Raw genomic sequence first — 18,145 nt, forward strand, 5'->3', positions numbered from 1 at the left:
GGTTTGTCTTTTGTATACGGAAAGAATGAGGTGAAATTTTGAATAGAACAATTTATTTTGTGAGGCATTCTATAAGGGATACTCGTATAAAAGAGGATGAATCAGCACCTCTTACTGAATTAGGTAAACAGTATGCAATGCAGATGTCGGAATTCTTTCAATATAAAAATATTCATCATATATTATCAAGTCCTTATAAACGAACAATTGATACAATTAAACCTACTGCTGAGCAATTGAATCTTAAAATTAAAGAAATCGAACCATTTAAAGAACGAATAATAGGTGAATGGGTAGAAAATTTTGATGAATTTTCTTTAAGACAATGGAGTCAAACAGATTATAAGTTGCCAAACGGAGAAAGTCTTGAAGATGTTAGAAACCGTATAGTACCTTCTTATCAAAAAGTGTTGAGTCAATATGAAGGTAACTTGATCATAACAGGTCATGGTACAGCTTTAGCAGTATTATTTAATGAATTAACTGGATCATTTACATATGAAGATTGGAAAAACATGAAAATGCCTGACATTTATCAATTGGATTATGACCATCAAAATAATATTTCTTTCAAAAAAGTAGAAATGAATTTTTAAAAAAAAGTCATTGTTATCAACTGTTATGACCAAGTTATAATTTATTATGATAATAAAATAAATTTTAGTAGTATAGTAATCGTTTTATTGGGTTTGTTTTTTGTTTGTAAAGCTTATAAATATGCTTTATCATGGTTAATAGAGATGGAAGTACTTGATTCATTCAAGTGCTTCTTTTTTTATATTTATTGAATAAAAAGGAAGTGTAAATCATCGAAAAAGAAAAGAAAAAGTTACTTCGAAAAATGGTTAAACCATTTGAAAATAACAGCTTGAAGAAAAGTACAATTCAAATTATAAACACAATCATTCCATTAATTGCGCTTATTGTTGGTGGATTAGTAAGTTATCAATTACATTGGTCATTATCGATCCTATGTGGTGTATTGGCATCCGGTTTCATTATTAGAACATTTATTATTTTTCACGATTGTTGCCACGGATCATTTTTGAGTAAGAAAAAGAACAATGATTTGTTAGGAAATATAACTGGTCTATTAACATTCTTCCCATATGAAAAGTGGAGAAGAGAGCATATTATCCATCATACGAGTAGCGGAAATTTAGAAAAGCGTGGTATTGGTGATATTTGGGTCATGACTATTGAAGAATATCATGAAGCTTCAAAATTCACTCAATTTAAATATAGAATGTATAGACATCCGTTTGTGATGTTTATTTTAGGACCAATATTCCTTATGTTTATTTCAAACAGAATGAATGCTAAAGATGCGAAAGCTAAAGAAAAACGTAACACATGGTTGCATAATATAATCTTGCTAGTTCTTTATGTCGGTATTTTCTTTATTGTAGGTGCAGTTCCATTTGTACTTGTATTTCTACCAATGTTGTTCATTGCTGGTATGTTAGGTATTTGGTTATTTTATATTCAACATACATTTGAAGATTCATATTTCGAAGAATCATCAGAATGGGATTATGTAAAAGCCGCTATAGAAGGCAGTTCATATTATAAATTACCGAAAGTATTTCAATGGATGACAGGGAACATCGGATACCATCATGTTCATCATTTAAGTCCAAGAATTCCAAACTATCAATTAGAACAAGCACACGAAAAGACACCACCTTTACATCACGCAACAACCATAACAATTAAAGAGAGTTTAGAATCACTGAAATATAAATTATATGACGAGAAGAATAAATGCTTCATTACTTTTAAAGAATATACTTTAAGATTTAAGAGGTCACATGCGTAAAAGTAATGATTTGAAACGGGACATTGAGCATGTCCCGTTTTTTATTAGCAGTTTTGATAAGAAGTGCAAATACTGGTGCCGTTATTAGCAAGTTTGATAAGAAGTGCAAATACTGATCCCAGTAATTACAATTCTCAGTAGTTTTGTAATTAAGGCTGCCCATAGTAACACTTCAGGCGACTTTTGTAATTATAGCGGCCATAGTAACACTTCGGCCGAGTTTTGTAATTAAAGCGGTCCACAGTAACACTTCGACCGAGTTTTGTAACTAACGCCCCCGTTATGAACAAGTTTGGTGAGAAGTGTTCACAACACCCTCGTTACGAACAAGTTTGGGCGAAAGTGTTCACAACGCCCCCAATAATATCCCCAAAGCCCTACAACTCCACCTGCCACAAACCTCCCACTCTCAAAAAATATAAGAAATGAATTAAAATAACTATATAAATTATTTCATTATTTTTAATTCTTGCTATAATGATAATTAATTGAAAAGTCAGTACATTTATTGGAAGGGTGAATGTCGTGAAGATTACGAAAATCTTAAATAACAATGTTGTGATTTCTAAGATTAATGGGGAAGAGCGTATTGTTATGGGGGCTGGTATTGCTTTTGGGAAGAAGAATGGCCAGGCTATTGAGAAAGATAAAATTGATAAGATTTTTAGAATGACGAGTGATGAACAAGAAAGAATGCTTACTTTAATTAAAGAATTAGATGATGATGTATTACTAATTTCTCAGGAAATTATTGTTGAAGCGAATAAACTTTATAAAGAACCATTGTCTGAATCTATTTATATATCGTTAACGGATCATATTAATTATGCAATCAAACGTCATAAAGAAGGTACTGTTATTAATAATCCTTTGCTTTATGAAATTAAGCGATTATATCCAGATGAATATAAAATTGGTTTGTTCGGTATTGATAGGATAGCTAAACATTTTAATCTTGATATGCCTAAAGACGAATCTGGTTTTATCGCGATGCATATCGTCAATGCGAATATGAACGAGTCTATCTCAAACGTTTATGAAATTACAAAAATCACCCAGAGTATTGTGAATCTAGTTAGATATCACTTTAATTTAGATGTTTCTGAAGAAGAATTAAGTTACGCACGTTTTATTACACATTTAAAATTCTTCAGTCAACGATTAATTAATTCTGAAAGTTTAGAAGAAGTGATGGATATATCTTTATTGGCATCTTTACAGAAAAAATACAGTGAATCCAACCGTTGTGTCGATAAAATTGGTGATTTTTTAAAAAGAAATTATAATCATGATTTATCTAATGACGAACGTGTTTATCTTATTTTACATATCGCAAGATTATTAAAATCTTCATGAAAGCGTTGACAAATAAAATGTAAGCGTTATAATAAATTTAAATTAATAAACAATTACTTTAAACGGCAAGTGAATTTGCTGTTTGGGATTGTAACTTTAAGTAGGCAAAACCCAGAGTAATGCATAACGAACATTGGGATTCGTATGTATTATTCTGGGTTTTTTCTATGGAAATGGAGGGATTTAAATGAAGTATGAAGCTTTAGCAAAAGATATCGTAGAGAAAGTCGGTGGCAAAGAAAATATTAATTCTTTAACACATTGTATTACGAGATTAAGATTTCAGCTGAAAGATACGGGAAAAGCTGATACAGAATATTTAAAGAATAAAGAAGGTATTGTGACAGTTATGGAGTCGGGCGGCCAATACCAAGTTGTAATTGGTAATCATGTTCCAGATGTATATGATGCAGTTCGCAAAGAAGCAAATATTAGTGATGGTACTTCTAGTAGTAGTTCATCAAGTAACGGATCATTATTTAATCGCTTTATTGATTTGATTTCAGGAATATTCCAACCAATTTTAGGCGTGCTAGCTGCAGCGGGGATGATTAAAGGTTTCGCAGCACTATTTTTAGCAGTTGGTTGGCTTACTGAAAAGTCGGGAACATATCAAATCATGCATGCAATTGGTGATGCATTATTCTACTTCTTCCCAATATTCTTAGGTTTAACAGCAGCGAAGAAATTTGGGTCTAATCAGTTTATTGGTATGGCATTAGGTGCAGCACTCGTTTATCCAACGCTTGTAAGTGCGATGGCGTTAGGTAATGAAAATGCTACGATGCTCTTTAGTGGCACATTCTTTGAATCAGAAAGTGCTTTAACATTTTTAGGCATACCAGTCATATCAATGACTTATACACAAAGTGTTATTCCAATTGTGTTCTCAGTATTCTTTGCATCTATATTAGAGAAGTTCTTGAAGAAAGTTATTCCAGATGTCGTGAAGACATTCTTAGTACCATTCTTTACATTAATTATTATTGTACCTTTAACATTCTTAATTATTGGACCTATTTCTACATGGGCAGCCAATTTAATAGGTGCAGGTGCATTAGGTTTATATAACTTTAGTCCATTGTTTGCCGGATTATTAGTTGGCGCATTCTGGCAAGTCCTTGTTATCTTCGGTTTACATTGGGGACTTGTAGCGATTGCCATTAATAATATTTCAACATCAGGTTTCGATATTATTATACCTTTAACGTTTGCAGCATCATTTGCACAAACAGGTATTGTGTTAGGTATATTCTTTAGAACAAAGAATAAACAACTTAAATCTTTAAGTATTCCAGCATTTGTGTCAGGAATCTTTGGCGTAACAGAGCCAGCTATTTACGGTATTACTTTACCTAGAAAGAAACCATTTATTTATAGTTGTATTGTGGCGGGTATAACTGGTGCGATGGTCGGTTGGGCAGGCACAAAAATGTTCTTTATGGGTGGACTTGGTATCTTCGGATATACAACATTTATTGGTGAAGCAGGTTTAGATATGGCATTCTGGATGTCACTCATCGCAACAGGTGTAGCATTGTTAATTGGTTTAATTGTCGGTTATTTAACACACAGTGATAAGAAAGAAGCAAAAATCGAAAAAGGTGCTGACGCTGGAGAAACAGCACAAGAAGCAGTCGTAAATGATGTATTAGTAGAATCACCAGTATCAGGTAATGTTGTAGATTTAACAACGATTCAAGATCCAGTCTTTTCATCTTTAGCAATGGGTAAAGGTATTGCGATTGAACCTGATAGTAGTGTCGTTGTGGCACCATTTAACGGTGTTGTCGAAAGTTTATTCCCAACTGGTCATGCAATTGGATTAAAATCAGACAACGGTGCAGAAGTATTGATTCATATTGGTATTGATACAGTTAAATTAGAAGGCAAATATTTTAAAGCGCTTGTGTCACAAGGAGAAACAGTTGAAATCGGACAACCTTTAATTGAATTCGATAGAGAAGCAATTGAACAAGAAGGATACGATACAGTTATTCCAGTTGTTGTTACAAATTCTAATTTAGCAAAAGATGTCGTTCTTGAAGATCACAAAACGATTGAAACAGGTAAACATATATTAACGGTTATTTTATAGAGGAGGATTTGAAATGAGTTTAAGTAAAGATTTCTTATGGGGTGGCGCAGTAGCAGCCAATCAATGTGAAGGTGCCTATGATGTAGATGGTAAAGGATTAAGTTTAGTGGATGTTCTACCAGCAGGAGAAGAAAGACAAATTCCATTATTCAATCCAGCTAAAGGTTTAAAAGAAGAATTTGATTACTATCCAAGTCATGAATCGATTGATTTTTATCACCGTTATGAAGAAGATATTAAATTATTTGCAGAAATGGGTTATAAAGTGTTGAGAATGTCTATTTCTTGGCCAAGAATTTTCCCTAAAGGTGACGAAGCTGAACCGAATGAACAAGGCTTAGCTTTTTATGATAAAGTGTTCGACACTTTAAAAGCGTACGACATTGAACCATTAGTAACATTAAATCATTTTGATACACCACTTTATTTAGCTCAAGAATACGGCGGATGGTATAACAGAAAAACGATTGATTTCTTCGTGAACTACAGTCGAGTTGTATTTGAACGTTACAAAGATAAAGTGAAATATTGGTTAACACATAACGAGATCAACATGATTTTACACATACCTTATATTGGTGGTGGGCTCATTATTGAAGATGAAGCTAATGCTGAACAAATTAAATATCAAGCTGCGCATCATTTATTAGTTGGTTCAAGTCTCGCTACTAAAGTCGGTAAAGAAATTAATCCAAATTTCCAAATTGGTTGTATGTTAGCTGCTGGAGAGGTTTATCCTAATACTTGTCATCCACAAGATATGTTAGCAGCAGTTCAGAAAAATAGAGAACAATATATCTTTATTGACGTGCAATCAAGAGGTGAATATCCAAGTTATAGTAAGCGTATGTTTGAAGAATTAGGAGTGGACATTCAGCAAGAACAAGGCGATGCAGATATATTAAAAGCACATACTGTCGATTTTATTTCATTCTCATACTATTCAAGCAGATTAGAAAGTGGAGATGAAGAAGTTAATAAACAAAAAGGTGCCGGCAACGCATTTGCATCATTAAAAAATCCTTACTTAGAAGCTTCTGATTGGGGTTGGCAAATTGACCCAGTAGGTTTACGCGTTACAATGAATCAAATTTATGATCGCTACCAAAAACCATTATTTATCGTAGAAAATGGACTTGGTGCGAAAGATGAAGTGACAGAAGACGGTAAGATTCATGATGAGTATCGAATTAAATATTTAAGTGAACATTTAGATCAAATGATTGAAGCCGTTAAAGACGGTGTTGAATTATTAGGCTATACATCTTGGGGTTGTATTGACCTTGTTTCAGCAGGAAGCGGAGAAATGAAAAAACGTTATGGCTTTATCTATGTTGATCGTGATAATCGAGGTAATGGTACTTTAGACCGTACACGTAAAGATTCATTCTATTGGTATCAAAAAGTGATTCAAACAAATGGTGAAGACTTAAGTTATTAAATATTAACTATTAAAGGAGTAATGAATATGGAGACGAACACTGGATTTAAAGATGGCTTTTTATGGGGTGGCGCAACTGCAGCCAATCAAATTGAAGGTGCATTTGACGAAGATGGTAAAGGTTTATCAAGTGCTGATTTTGTAGAATATATTCCGAAAGATCAAAGAACGAAAGATAATCATATGGAAGTGACAACTGAACATATTCAGAAAGTGTTGAGTGGTGAACATACCGGTCGATTCCCTAAAAGAGAAGGCATTGATTTTTATCACCGTTATGAAGAAGATATTAAATTATTAGCTGAAATGGGATTTAAAGCATTTAGATTATCTATTCATTGGTCTAGAATTTTTCCTAAAGGATATGAAGCAGAACCAAATGAAGCAGGATTAGCATTTTATGAGAGTGTGTTCAAAACATTAAAATCATATAATATCGAACCTGTTGTCACTTTGAGTCATTATGAAACGCCATATGGTTTAACAGAGCGATATAATGGATGGGTAGATCGCGCAGTTGTTGGACACTTCGAGCATTATGCTAAGACGGTGTTTAATCGATATAAAGGTTTAGTTAAATATTGGATGACATTTAACGAAATCAATATTATTAATATTTCACCATTCACAGGTGGCGGTATCATTTCAGATAAATTAGAGAATCCGACAGAAGCATCATATCAAGCGTTACATCATCAATTATTAGCATCTAGTTTAGCAACAAAAGCACTTAGAGAAATTGATGCAGATGCTCAAATTGGTTGTATGTTAGCGAGAATGAAACATTATCCATATACATGTAATCCAGAAGATGTACTAAAAGCTATGCAAGAAGATCAAATGAATCTACTTTATACAGATGTTCACGCGTTAGGAGAATATCCAAACTACTATAAACAATTTTTAAAAGAAAATGATTTTTCATTAAAGATTGAAGATGGTGACTTAGAAACACTTAAAACATATACAATTGATTACATTTCATTTAGTTATTATATGTCGTTACTATCCGCAAACAGTGAAGAAGGAGAAGTAACAGAAGGCAACTTGATGAATAGTTTGAAAAATCCATACTTGGAAGCATCAGATTGGGGTTGGCAAATAGATCCAATAGGACTCCGTATCGTGCTAAATGAATTCTGGGATAGATATCATAAACCATTATTCATCGTAGAAAATGGATTAGGTGCGAAAGATATTGTCGAAGAAGATGGAAGTATTCATGATACTTATAGAATAGATTATTTACAAAAACATATACAAGAAATGAAAAAAGCCGTACAAGACGGTGTAGATTTAATGGGTTACTTAGCATGGGGCCCAATCGATTTAGTATCTATGTCTACAAGTGAAATGAGTAAACGTTACGGATTTATATATGTAGATAAAGATGACGATGGTAACGGTACAGGTAATAGGTCTAAAAAAGATTCTTTCGACTGGTACAAAGATGTTATTACAACAAATGGTGCGCAATTATAGCATTGTATGTAAAACTTAATAGTTGATTTGATGAATATCCGCATAATCTGACCACAATCAGATTATGTGGTTTTTTTATGCAATAATGCAATCAGTTGCATTGATGTGAAATGTTTCGGATTATATAACGAAGTAGATTACACATCTATAACAATCAGTAAACGCTTACAATAAATACAGGGAGGTTATTTGATTGCTGAGTAAACGACAGAGAAATATATTGTCTTATTTATCATCTGAGAACAACTTCGTCACGATTTCTGAATTAGCATCTTTATTTCAAGTGAGTGAACGTACGATTCAATATGATTTAGAATATATCGAATCGTTTAAAGACAAATTGAATATTGATGTTGAAAGAAATAAAAGTTTAGGCGTCAAATTATCACATAAAGAAAGCTACATGGCATCAAACGATGTTGAGTTAGATATTCATTATTCCAAGAATGAAAGAAAAGAACAGATTATTCTAAGATTATTTGAATCAACACATCCAATCAGTTCTCAAAGTTTAGCAGATTTGTTAAATGTATCACGCCGAACGGTTGTAGATGATTTGAAAAGTGTTCAAGCTTGGTTAGAAACGTATGCCCTTATGCTTGAATATAAAAAGAATAAAGGTTTTGTAATTGAAGGTAATGAAAAGCAACTCAGAGAAGCGTATGCGCATGTGGTGAATGAATACTTTAAGAAATCTACTGCACAAATTGGTATTGAAGTATTCTCGAAAGAAGAGCTTGAGAAAATACGACGAGCTGTGATTACGACCATTAATAATCAAGATTTTCAATTAGTTCAAGTTGGTATTGATGGCTTAATATATCACATTATTATTGCGATTCATCGTGCCAAAGCAGAATTTGTATTTGAAATCCCTGATGAAGAGTATGAGCGGCTACGAAAGACAGAGGCATTTCAAATTGCCATTCAAATAACTGCCGAGTTAGAAAAGTTATTTGATATCGTATTTCCTAAAAGTGAAGCGGCATTTATAACTTTGCATTTATTAGGTGCACGTGTAAACAAGTATCATCAAGAACAATCACAACAGAATATTACGGAACTATCTAAATTATTTATTCAAAAAATCAGCGCTCAAATAGGTGTTCCGCTTATGCATGATCATAAATTGATAACAGGACTTGTCACACATTTACAACCGGCAATTCATCGCATGTCATTCAATATGCAACATGAGAATCCTCTAAAGCAAGAGATATTACGAGAGTATTATGAAGTCGTTTTAGCGATAAAACAACAAGTTTGGATATTTGAAGAAGCCTATCACGTTAAATTTAACGAAGATGAAATTGCATATTTAGCACTTCATATTGCATCTTCAATAGAACGAATGTCTAACGAGGAAACGACACATAATAAAGTCATCTTATTATGTGGTTCCGGCGTTGGGACATCACAATTGTTGAAAAGCCGAATAAAAAATATTTACCCAGAGTTAGAAATATTAGATGCCTTTTCAATATATGACATTTCAGAAAGCTTTTTGAAATCTCACGGTGTAGATTATATACTGTCGACCGTTCCAGTAGAAGGTTTTTCAGTGCCTACGATAGAAGTATCACCATTCTTGAATAAAGATGATAGAAACAAGATCAATGAAATGATTAATGATTATAGAGAACGATATATATCCAGTTTCAAAACGGTCGGTCCGAGTTTAGAAGACGTCATTCCAGAAGAACATATCGAAACACATGTGAAAGTTGGAAGTAGAAATGAAGCTATCCAAAAGAGTGTTGAAATGTTGGTGAATTTAAACCATGTAAATGCTCAATATGGTACCGATATTATGAAGCATTTAGATAAATTTGGACCGTATATGGTCATTGGTCCGAATATTGCTTTACTGCATTCGAATTTTGAAAATGTAAATGTACCGGTCAGCATGTCTATTACACATTTCGAAGATGGCATAGACTTCGGTCATGATCGATTTGATCCTGTAAAAGTTGTGATTACACTTGCGACGAGCCAACCACAAATACATTTGAATGCACTTGGTCAGTTGAGTCAAATCATTATGGATGAAGACGCAAGGGCAGAATTAATGAAAGGCGACAAAGCAGTAATACGACAACTCATAAAAAAAGCAAGCCAAAGTGAGGAGAGTGTCTAAATTTGACCTTGATTATAAAAGAAGAACACATTCAAATTAAAGAAAAAGTATCCAATTGGGAAGAGAGTATTCAAATTGCAGCTCAGCCGTTATTGGAAGTGGGTTATTTTAATCAAGCTTATATCAATTCAATGATTCAAAGTGTGCATGATATGGGACCATACATTGTTATTGCACCAGAGATTGCGATTGCACATGCAAGACCGAATGATGATGTTCATAAAGTAGGGTTAAGCTTACTTAAATTAAATGAACATATTAATTTCTCGGATAATAGCCATTATGCATCGTTAATATTTGTCTTAAGCGCAATTGATAACGAAGCACATCTTGAAATTTTAAGGAAATTAGCAACTATTTTAAGCGACAAAGAAACAGTTCAATCATTGATTGACGCAAACAGTAAATCAGAAATTATCAATATATTTAAGGAGACTGATTAATATGAAAATTTTAGTAGTATGTGGACACGGTTTAGGAAGTAGTTTCATGGTAGAAATGAATGCACAAGAAGCTTTGAAAAACTTACAAGCACCATCTGATATTGAAGTAGAACACAGTGATATTATGACAGCTAGTCCAGATATGGCAGATATATTTATTTGTGGAAGAGACTTAGAAGAGAATGCGCAACGTTTAGGTGAAGTAGTTGTGTTAGATAACATTTTAGACAAAGAAGAATTACAAAGCAAACTAGAAGAAAAATTAAAAGGATTGAACATATTATAAGCAAAGGGGAGACACCAACATGAATTCAATTTTAGGATTTTTTGTAGATGTATTTAGTCAACCAGCTATACTCGTAGCGCTTATCGCGTTAATCGGTTTAATTGTACAGAAGAAATCAGCAGCAGACATTACGTCAGGCACAATTAAAACGATACTCGGCTTCCTAGTCTTAAGTGCTGGGGCGGGCGTTGTAACAAATTCACTAGAACCATTTGGGAAAATGTTTCAAGAAGCATTTGGTGTTCAAGGGGTCGTGCCAAATAACGAAGCTATTATATCTATTGCGCTGAAAGATTATGGTACAACAGCAGCATTAATTATGATGTTCGGTATGCTTGTGAACATATTTATCGCAAGATTTACGAACTTGAAGTACATTTTCTTAACTGGGCATCATACATTTTATATGGCAGCGTTTCTAGCGATTCTTCTAACTGTTGGTAACATTACAGGTACGATGACAGTTGTTATGGGATCCATTATTTTAGGATTAATTATGGCTGTATTACCAGCACTTGGTCAATCTACAATGAAGAAAATTACAGGTTCTAATCAAGTCGCAATTGGTCACTTTGGAACGGTCAGTTATTGGGCAGCAGGAGAAGTAGGTAAATTATTTTCTGGGAAATCAAAATCAACAGAAGATATTAACTTCCCTAAAGGACTCAGTTTCTTAAGAGAAAGTACAATCAGTATCTCACTAACAATGATTGTTCTATATATTATAGCAGCCTTATTTGCAGGTCCAAGTTTCGTTCATTCTGAATTAAGCGATGGCACTAACTTTATTGTCTTCTCTGTTATTCAAGGTGTGACATTTGCTGCAGGTGTGTTTATCATTTTAACAGGTGTTAGACTGATCTTAGCTGAAATTGTACCAGCATTTAAAGGTATATCTGAAAAGCTTGTACCAAATACGAAACCAGCATTAGACTGTCCTATCGTATTTCCTTATGCACAAAATGCAGTATTAATTGGATTCTTTGTAAGTTTCATTACAGGTGTCATTGGTATGTTTATTATGTTCTTAATTGGTGGTGTCGTTATATTACCAGGCGTTGTCCCACACTTCTTCTTAGGTGCAACAGCAGGTGTGTTCGGTAATGCAAGAGGCGGTATTAAAGGTGCAATCGCAGGTTCAGCATTAAATGGTATCTTAGTAACATTCTTACCATTATTACTATTACCATTCATGGGTGATTTAGGAGCAGCATCAACAACATTCTCAGACACAGACTTCTTAGCAGTCGGAATTGTAGTCGGTTATATCGCGAAATTCTTAGGAATCGTAGGCGTTATTGCAATCATTGTTATCATTGGAGCAGTAGCCATGTTATTACAACAACGTTCAAATAAAAAACTATCCGAAGAAAAGTAAAAAAAGGCATAGGATATAATAGAACAAACTGAACTTATTAATTTAAGTTCATTTTTTTTCGTGTACGGGGAGTTAAAGAGGTAGTAGTTATATGATATGGCTGAAGATGTGAGTTAAAGAGTTAATAAACACACGAGATGGTCGAAGATGTGAGTTAAAGACGAAATAAACCCACGAGATTGCCGAAGATGCGAGTTAAAGTCGGAATAAACCCACGAGATGGCCAAAGATGTGAGTTAAAGTCGGAATAAACTCACGAGATGGCCAAAGATGTGAGTTAAAGTCGGAATAAACCCACGAGATTGCGAAAGATGTGAGTTAAAGTCGGAATAAACTCACGAGATCACTGAACATGTGAGTTAAAGAGGTAATAAACTCACAAGATTGTAAAAGATGTGAGTTAAAGAGGTAATAAACTCACGACATTAGGAAAGAAGTGAGTTAAAGGCGGAGTAAACTCACGAGATAGCCAAACATGTGAGATAAAAAGGTAATAAACCCACAAGATATCTCAATATAAAGTCTATCTATCATCAATATTCAAAGACAATCAAAAAGAGACCTAGTTTTGGTCTCTTTATATTTTATTTAGTTTATAATCCTAATATTGTTTCTTTCAAATAATTTTTTGTCTTCATTTGATAGATTATAATCAGTGACAATAGTGTCAATATCATGTAATGATAAGCTTTTATGCAGGTATTTATTATTATATTTATCTTCAGTTACTAATAAAACTAAATGCTTAGAATTTTTTCTGAAAGCTTGTTTAATAAGTGCTTCTCCTTCGGTAGTTTCGCTAGCACCTTTGTTGAAATCGAATCCTCTGCATGAAACAAATGAAATATCAGCATTATAATTTAAAGCATCATTAAATGCTTTGGCACCATTAATAGTGTTCCTTTTTTTTACAACTGTTCCACCTATTATATTTATTTGTGCATCTGTGAATTCCGATAATAAGGATGCTGTAAGTACACCATTAGTAATAATTTGTAATCCTTCAAATTTAGATAACATTTTTACAAGATGTAAAGTAGTTGTACTTGAATCTAAAAATATTAGCATATCATCTTTAATAAGAGATTTAGCGGATTCGGCAAGTTTATGTTTATTATCCTGTTCATTAAAATTAATAATTTTCATTAAATAAGGTAAATCTATTTTTTGATTATCTATGATCATTGCGCCACCACGTGTTCTTCTTACGAGACCTTTTTTTTCTAAATCAATTAAGTCTCTCTTAACAGTAGCCTCACTATATTTAACTAATTCAATTAATTCTTGAATTCTTGCAAACTGAACAATTTTTAAATGATTTATTATAATTTGCTGACGTTCTTCAATAATTTTTAACATGAAATGCCCACCTTTTTTTGTGGTTATTTATATAATTTTGCTTTTCCAGTAGTATTTAACAGATTTAATTTATACTCTACTACTTCTTTTAATTTTTTATTAGCTATAGGGTAAATTTCATTAGGTTCATATAAATCTTTATTATTACTTAGTGTATTTCTTACTTCATTAAAAAAGGCGCTTTTTAAATCAGAGCTTAAATTAACTTTACCGACACCATACAGTATAGATTCTTTTACTTCTTCATCAGGATTGCCAGAACCTCCATGTAATACTATTGGAATAGACAATCTGTTATTGATTTCTTTTAATAACTCTATATTTAATTTAGGTTTTTTTCCTTTAGGGTACAGACCATGAGAAGTTCCTATTGCTACAGCTAAAGTGTCTATATTAGTTTCATTAACAAAGTATTCAGCTTGATCTGGGTCAGTGTATATTATTTTATCAGTACCACCTTCAGATGATCCGTTATTACCTATTGTACCTAACTCTGCTTCTACTGAAACATCAATATTATGTGCTAGTTCTACAATTTTTTTTGTTAATTCAATATTTTCCTCAAAAGGTTTTGTTGATGCATCAATCATAACAGAGGTATATCCATTTTTTATAGCTCTAGTAACATCATATAATGAGCCACCGTGATCTAAATGAATGACAACAGGAATTTTACTATTTAGTGCATATGCTCTGACTACAGATACAAAATTATCACCTAAATATTGAATTTCATCTGGATGAATTTCCAAAATAACTGGTGAATTTAACTCCTCTGCTTTTTCCATAATTGATTTAAGCATATCAAAACTACAAATATTAAATGCTGGAACTGCAAAATGGTGTTCATTTGCGACTTTTAGTAAGTTTTTCATATTATATAACATTATATCTCCACCTTATTTTTAATAATTTCTTTAGATTTCATTTCTTGTTCTAGTGAGACTCTTTTCTTTAAGAATCCAACAGATAATGCTGTTACAATAGTTCCGCTAATGATTGCAATTATATAAATAACTAAATGATTTATGACATTTGGAATAAATAATATCCAAATTCCACCGTGTGGAGCTAGAGACGTAACACCCGCACCCATAGATATAGCAGCTGCAGTAGCAGACCCGATTATTAGGCTAGGTATTACTCTAAGTGGATCAGCTACTGCAAATGGAATAGCACCTTCTGTAATATATGATGCACCTAATACCCAGCAAGATTTTCCAGATGTTTTTTCTTCTTCAGTAAACTTATTTTTAAATAGCAAAGTAGCTAAGGCTAAACCTAATGGAGGAGTCATACCTGCAACCATACATGCCGCTATAGGGGCATTAACACCTGCAGACATCAAGCCTATTGAAAATGTAGAAATAGATTTATTTATTGGCCCCCCCATATCTGCTGCCATCATTGCTCCGATTAAAAGTCCAAATAAAATACCTGAAGATTTACCTAGATTATTTAACCAATTTGTTAATACCTCAAGTAACCAAGATATTGGTGTATTTATAAGAAAAATCATGGCTAATCCAACTATTAAAATTGATACTAAAGGGACAATAATTAATTGGTAAAGTGCAGAAATAGAAGCTGGAATTTTAATTTTATTAGCTAATGCGTTTGTAACATACCCAGCCATTAAACCACTAATCATCCCACCTAAAAAACCAGAACCATCGACTGTTGCTAATGTACCTGCAACTAACCCTGGTGCAAATCCTGCTCTACCGGCAATTGAAGATGCTATACCAGCAGACAAGGCTGGAACCATCAATTGAAAAGCTGTATCTCCTCCAATTTTTGAAAGAGCAGCAGCAAACTTATTATATGAATCTGATTCTGGATCAGCAGCATTTATACCAAAAGCAAAACTAATAGCTATTAAAATTCCTCCAGCTATTACGAAAGGGAGCATGTAATTTACACCATTCATGAAATGGTTGTATATACCAGACTTGTTACTTCCGGAATTATTCTCATTTTTGGTTTCAACACTTATTAATCCAATATTATTTTTGGCTTCATTAATAATACTGTTAGGGTCTTTTATTACTTGTGCAGTAGATACTTTTTTGATTTTTCTACCATTAAATCTGTGTAAGTCGATTTCTTTATCGACAGCAATAATAATTAAATCGGCATCCTCAATATCTTCATTAGTTAAAATATTATCTGTCTTTGAACCTTGAGTTTCTATTTTTATGTTATGACCCATTTCTTTAGCAGACTTGTTAAGTTTTTCAGCTGCCATATACGTATGAGCAATACCTGTAGGACATGCAGTAATACCAACGATATTCATAATATCCCTCCTATAAAGATAAAATATTTAATATTTCATCTGGATTATTAACTCTCCTAATATTTTCTCTGAAATCAGAATCCATTAATAACTTCGCTAATTCACTTAATAAATATAAATGAGAATCTTGTGCATTTTTAGGTAATGCAATAAGAAATACTATGTTAATTTTTGAGTTGTCTAGTGCAGTGTAATCTTGCAATTCAGACGTTTTTGCAAAAGTAATTAAAGGTTTTTTTATATATTTTGACTTTGTGTGAGGTATCCCGAAACCATCCTCAATTCCCGTTGAAATTAGTTCCTCTCTTTTGTACAAGTCTTTTAGAAATTTGTTTTTATTCTTTAAATAACCATTTTGATATAAGCTCTCTGAAAGTGAGGTAAAGAGTTCATCTTTAGTTTTAATATTTTTATCAAAAATAAATGTGTTTTCATCAATAAGGTCTGTAATATTCAAAATAACACCTCCTCTTTATAAGTAAGCGCTTACTTATTGTATTCAAGCATAGCAATTGTATTCAAACTGTTCAATACTTTGAACGGTTTATGTCATTTAGAACGAATATTGTTCAAATAATTAATAAATATGAACGAAATCAATCATTTATAAATGTTAAATTTTAGAAAAAGTTCTAGAAATATAATTGTGTTATCAACAATTGTTAAAATAATATTTCAATCCTTTCTATTTCATACCATTTCTATAAGCATTAAATTGGCATGTTATTTTCTGATGGTGGTATAGTGTTATTTCATAAGGAGGAGTTATTGAAAATGAACAAAAAATATGAACCTTTATTTAAATCTTTAAAATTACCAAATGGTGTGGAAGTTAAGAATAGATTTGTGCTTGCGCCATTAACACATATTTCATCAAATGAAGATGGTACGATTTCTGATATTGAAATTCCATATATAGAAAAACGTTCTCAAGATGTTGGTATTTCTATTACTGCTGCGAGTTATGTTGAACCGCTTGGCCAAGCTTTTCCTGGACAGCCTTCTGTATCTAAAGAAGCGGATCTTGCTGGGCTGAAGAAACAAGCTGAAGTTATGAAGAAAAATGGTGCGAAAGCTTTAATTCAAATCCATCATGGTGGTGCGATGTCATTACCTGGATTAACGCCTACTGGTGAAGCGGCTGCTCCTAGTGAAGTTGAAGTGAAAGGCTTCGGACAACAAGAAACACATGTTGCGAGAGCATTAACTGTAGAAGAAATTGAACATACTATTGAGTCTTTCGCTAACGCTACTAAATTAGCAATCGATGCTGGTTTTGACGGTGTTGAAATTCATGGTGCGAACCATTATTTAATTCATCAATTCTTCTCACCTTATTACAACAGAAGAGATGATGAATGGGGCGAACATCTGAAATATCCTTTAGCAGTTATTGATGCTGTGCTTAAAGTTGTACGTGAACATGCAACACCTGACTTTATCGTAGGCTATCGCTTCTCTCCTGAAGAAGTAGAATCTCCAGGTATTTCTATGGAATTAACAGAACAACTTGTTAAAACTTTATCTGAAAAAACACTTGATTACTTACATGTATCATTAATGGATGTTCATTCAACAACAAGAGAAGGTCAATATAAAGGTGAAGAACGTATTAAATTATTATTAGAATGGATAAATGGTCGCGTGCCATTAATAGGAATTGGTTCAATCTTTACTGCTGATGATGCATTATCAGCATTTGAAACGGGTGCTCCACTTATTGCACTTGGTAGAGAATTGTTACTTGATTACCAATTCGTATCAAAAATCGAACAAGGAAAAGAAGACGAAATCGTTTCTGTATTCGATCCTGAAAGAGCAGATAAACATGATTTACCAGACCCATTATGGAAACAGTTTGTAGCAGGTTTCTACCCATTACCAAGAACTGATCAAGAAACTTCTCAAACTAAATAATCCATAATTTTATATATATAGTTTTGTTGCTGAGGCATTTGTTTGCCTCAGCTTTTTTGTACTCTGAACATATATTTTTGGTGTGTTAAACTTGAAACAATAATTGAAAAAATCGAATGAGGTGTACAAC

General features: G+C 32.9%; 15 protein-coding genes. 11 read left to right on the forward strand and 4 right to left on the reverse strand.

Annotation, left to right across the window (positions count from 1 at the left end; all coding sequences use genetic code 11):
* Window positions 1–38 precede the first annotated feature (38 nt).
* The 10 genes from LQ694_RS07440 to LQ694_RS07485 all read left to right on the forward strand — a co-directional run bounded on the left by LQ694_RS07440 (window position 39) and on the right by LQ694_RS07485 (window position 12,440).
* Window positions 39–596 (forward strand): histidine phosphatase family protein, encoded by a 558-nt coding sequence (locus tag LQ694_RS07440; protein WP_096791015.1) that lies wholly within the window; start codon window positions 39–41, stop codon window positions 594–596.
* Window positions 597–841: 245 nt separating this feature from the next.
* The gene (gene desA / locus LQ694_RS07445) at window positions 842–1,819 is read left to right on the forward strand and encodes a Delta(5) desaturase DesA (RefSeq protein WP_176698799.1); all 978 of its coding nucleotides are present in this window, start codon (window positions 842–844) and stop codon (window positions 1,817–1,819) included.
* Between the two features lie 525 nt (window positions 1,820–2,344).
* Window positions 2,345–3,175: a BglG family transcription antiterminator LicT gene (licT, locus tag LQ694_RS15595; protein WP_218696937.1), complete on the forward strand. Its 831-nt coding sequence runs from the start codon at window positions 2,345–2,347 to the stop codon at window positions 3,173–3,175.
* A gap of 187 nt (window positions 3,176–3,362) precedes the next feature.
* On the forward strand, window positions 3,363–5,273 hold the full coding sequence (locus LQ694_RS07455; protein WP_239771946.1) for a beta-glucoside-specific PTS transporter subunit IIABC: 1,911 nt from the start codon (window positions 3,363–3,365) through the stop codon (window positions 5,271–5,273).
* A 13-nt stretch (window positions 5,274–5,286) separates the two neighbouring features.
* Window positions 5,287–6,714, forward strand: a complete 1,428-nt coding sequence (locus LQ694_RS07460; protein WP_218696935.1) for a 6-phospho-beta-glucosidase — start codon at window positions 5,287–5,289, stop codon at window positions 6,712–6,714.
* A gap of 27 nt (window positions 6,715–6,741) precedes the next feature.
* A complete protein-coding gene (locus LQ694_RS07465; RefSeq protein WP_218696934.1) occupies window positions 6,742–8,196 on the forward strand; it encodes a glycoside hydrolase family 1 protein in 1,455 nt (484 codons plus the stop codon).
* Window positions 8,197–8,389: 193 nt separating this feature from the next.
* On the forward strand, window positions 8,390–10,333 hold the full coding sequence (locus LQ694_RS07470) for a BglG family transcription antiterminator (protein ID WP_167811644.1): 1,944 nt from the start codon (window positions 8,390–8,392) through the stop codon (window positions 10,331–10,333).
* Window positions 10,334–10,335: 2 nt separating this feature from the next.
* Entirely contained in the window at window positions 10,336–10,776 is a 441-nt protein-coding gene (locus LQ694_RS07475) for a PTS sugar transporter subunit IIA (protein WP_058611010.1), read from the forward strand.
* 1 nt (window position 10,777) lies between these two features.
* Window positions 10,778–11,062 (forward strand): PTS sugar transporter subunit IIB, encoded by a 285-nt coding sequence (locus tag LQ694_RS07480; protein ID WP_058611011.1) that lies wholly within the window; start codon window positions 10,778–10,780, stop codon window positions 11,060–11,062.
* A gap of 19 nt (window positions 11,063–11,081) precedes the next feature.
* Window positions 11,082–12,440, forward strand: a complete 1,359-nt coding sequence (locus tag LQ694_RS07485; protein WP_218696933.1) for a PTS ascorbate transporter subunit IIC — start codon at window positions 11,082–11,084, stop codon at window positions 12,438–12,440.
* Window positions 12,441–13,028: 588 nt separating this feature from the next.
* On the opposite strand, the gene LQ694_RS07490 is transcribed toward LQ694_RS07485, so the two are convergent.
* From LQ694_RS07490 to LQ694_RS07505, 4 genes are read right to left on the reverse strand one after another with little or no spacing between them, the layout of a single operon-like run.
* Complete coding sequence (locus LQ694_RS07490) at window positions 13,029–13,799, reverse strand: DeoR/GlpR family DNA-binding transcription regulator (RefSeq protein WP_096791020.1); 771 nt, start codon at window positions 13,797–13,799, stop codon at window positions 13,029–13,031.
* Between the two features lie 23 nt (window positions 13,800–13,822).
* The gene (locus LQ694_RS07495) at window positions 13,823–14,686 is read right to left on the reverse strand and encodes a ketose-bisphosphate aldolase (protein ID WP_218696932.1); all 864 of its coding nucleotides are present in this window, start codon (window positions 14,684–14,686) and stop codon (window positions 13,823–13,825) included.
* Window positions 14,686–16,098 carry a PTS fructose transporter subunit IIC gene (locus LQ694_RS07500; RefSeq protein WP_096791022.1) on the reverse strand — a complete coding sequence of 471 codons (1,413 nt, stop codon included), beginning with the start codon at window positions 16,096–16,098 and terminating at the stop codon, window positions 14,686–14,688. Before LQ694_RS07500 ends, LQ694_RS07495 begins: the two co-directional genes overlap by 1 nt.
* Before the next feature lie 10 nt (window positions 16,099–16,108).
* Complete coding sequence (locus LQ694_RS07505) at window positions 16,109–16,555, reverse strand: PTS sugar transporter subunit IIA (protein WP_096791023.1); 447 nt, start codon at window positions 16,553–16,555, stop codon at window positions 16,109–16,111.
* A 317-nt stretch (window positions 16,556–16,872) separates the two neighbouring features.
* Between LQ694_RS07505 and LQ694_RS07510 the strand changes: the two genes are divergently transcribed.
* Complete coding sequence (locus LQ694_RS07510) at window positions 16,873–18,015, forward strand: NADH-dependent flavin oxidoreductase (protein ID WP_058611013.1); 1,143 nt, start codon at window positions 16,873–16,875, stop codon at window positions 18,013–18,015.
* Window positions 18,016–18,145: the final 130 nt, after the last annotated feature.

Source organism: Mammaliicoccus sp. P-M58, from assembly GCF_022386165.1.
Lineage (GTDB): Bacteria > Bacillota > Bacilli > Staphylococcales > Staphylococcaceae > Mammaliicoccus > Mammaliicoccus sciuri.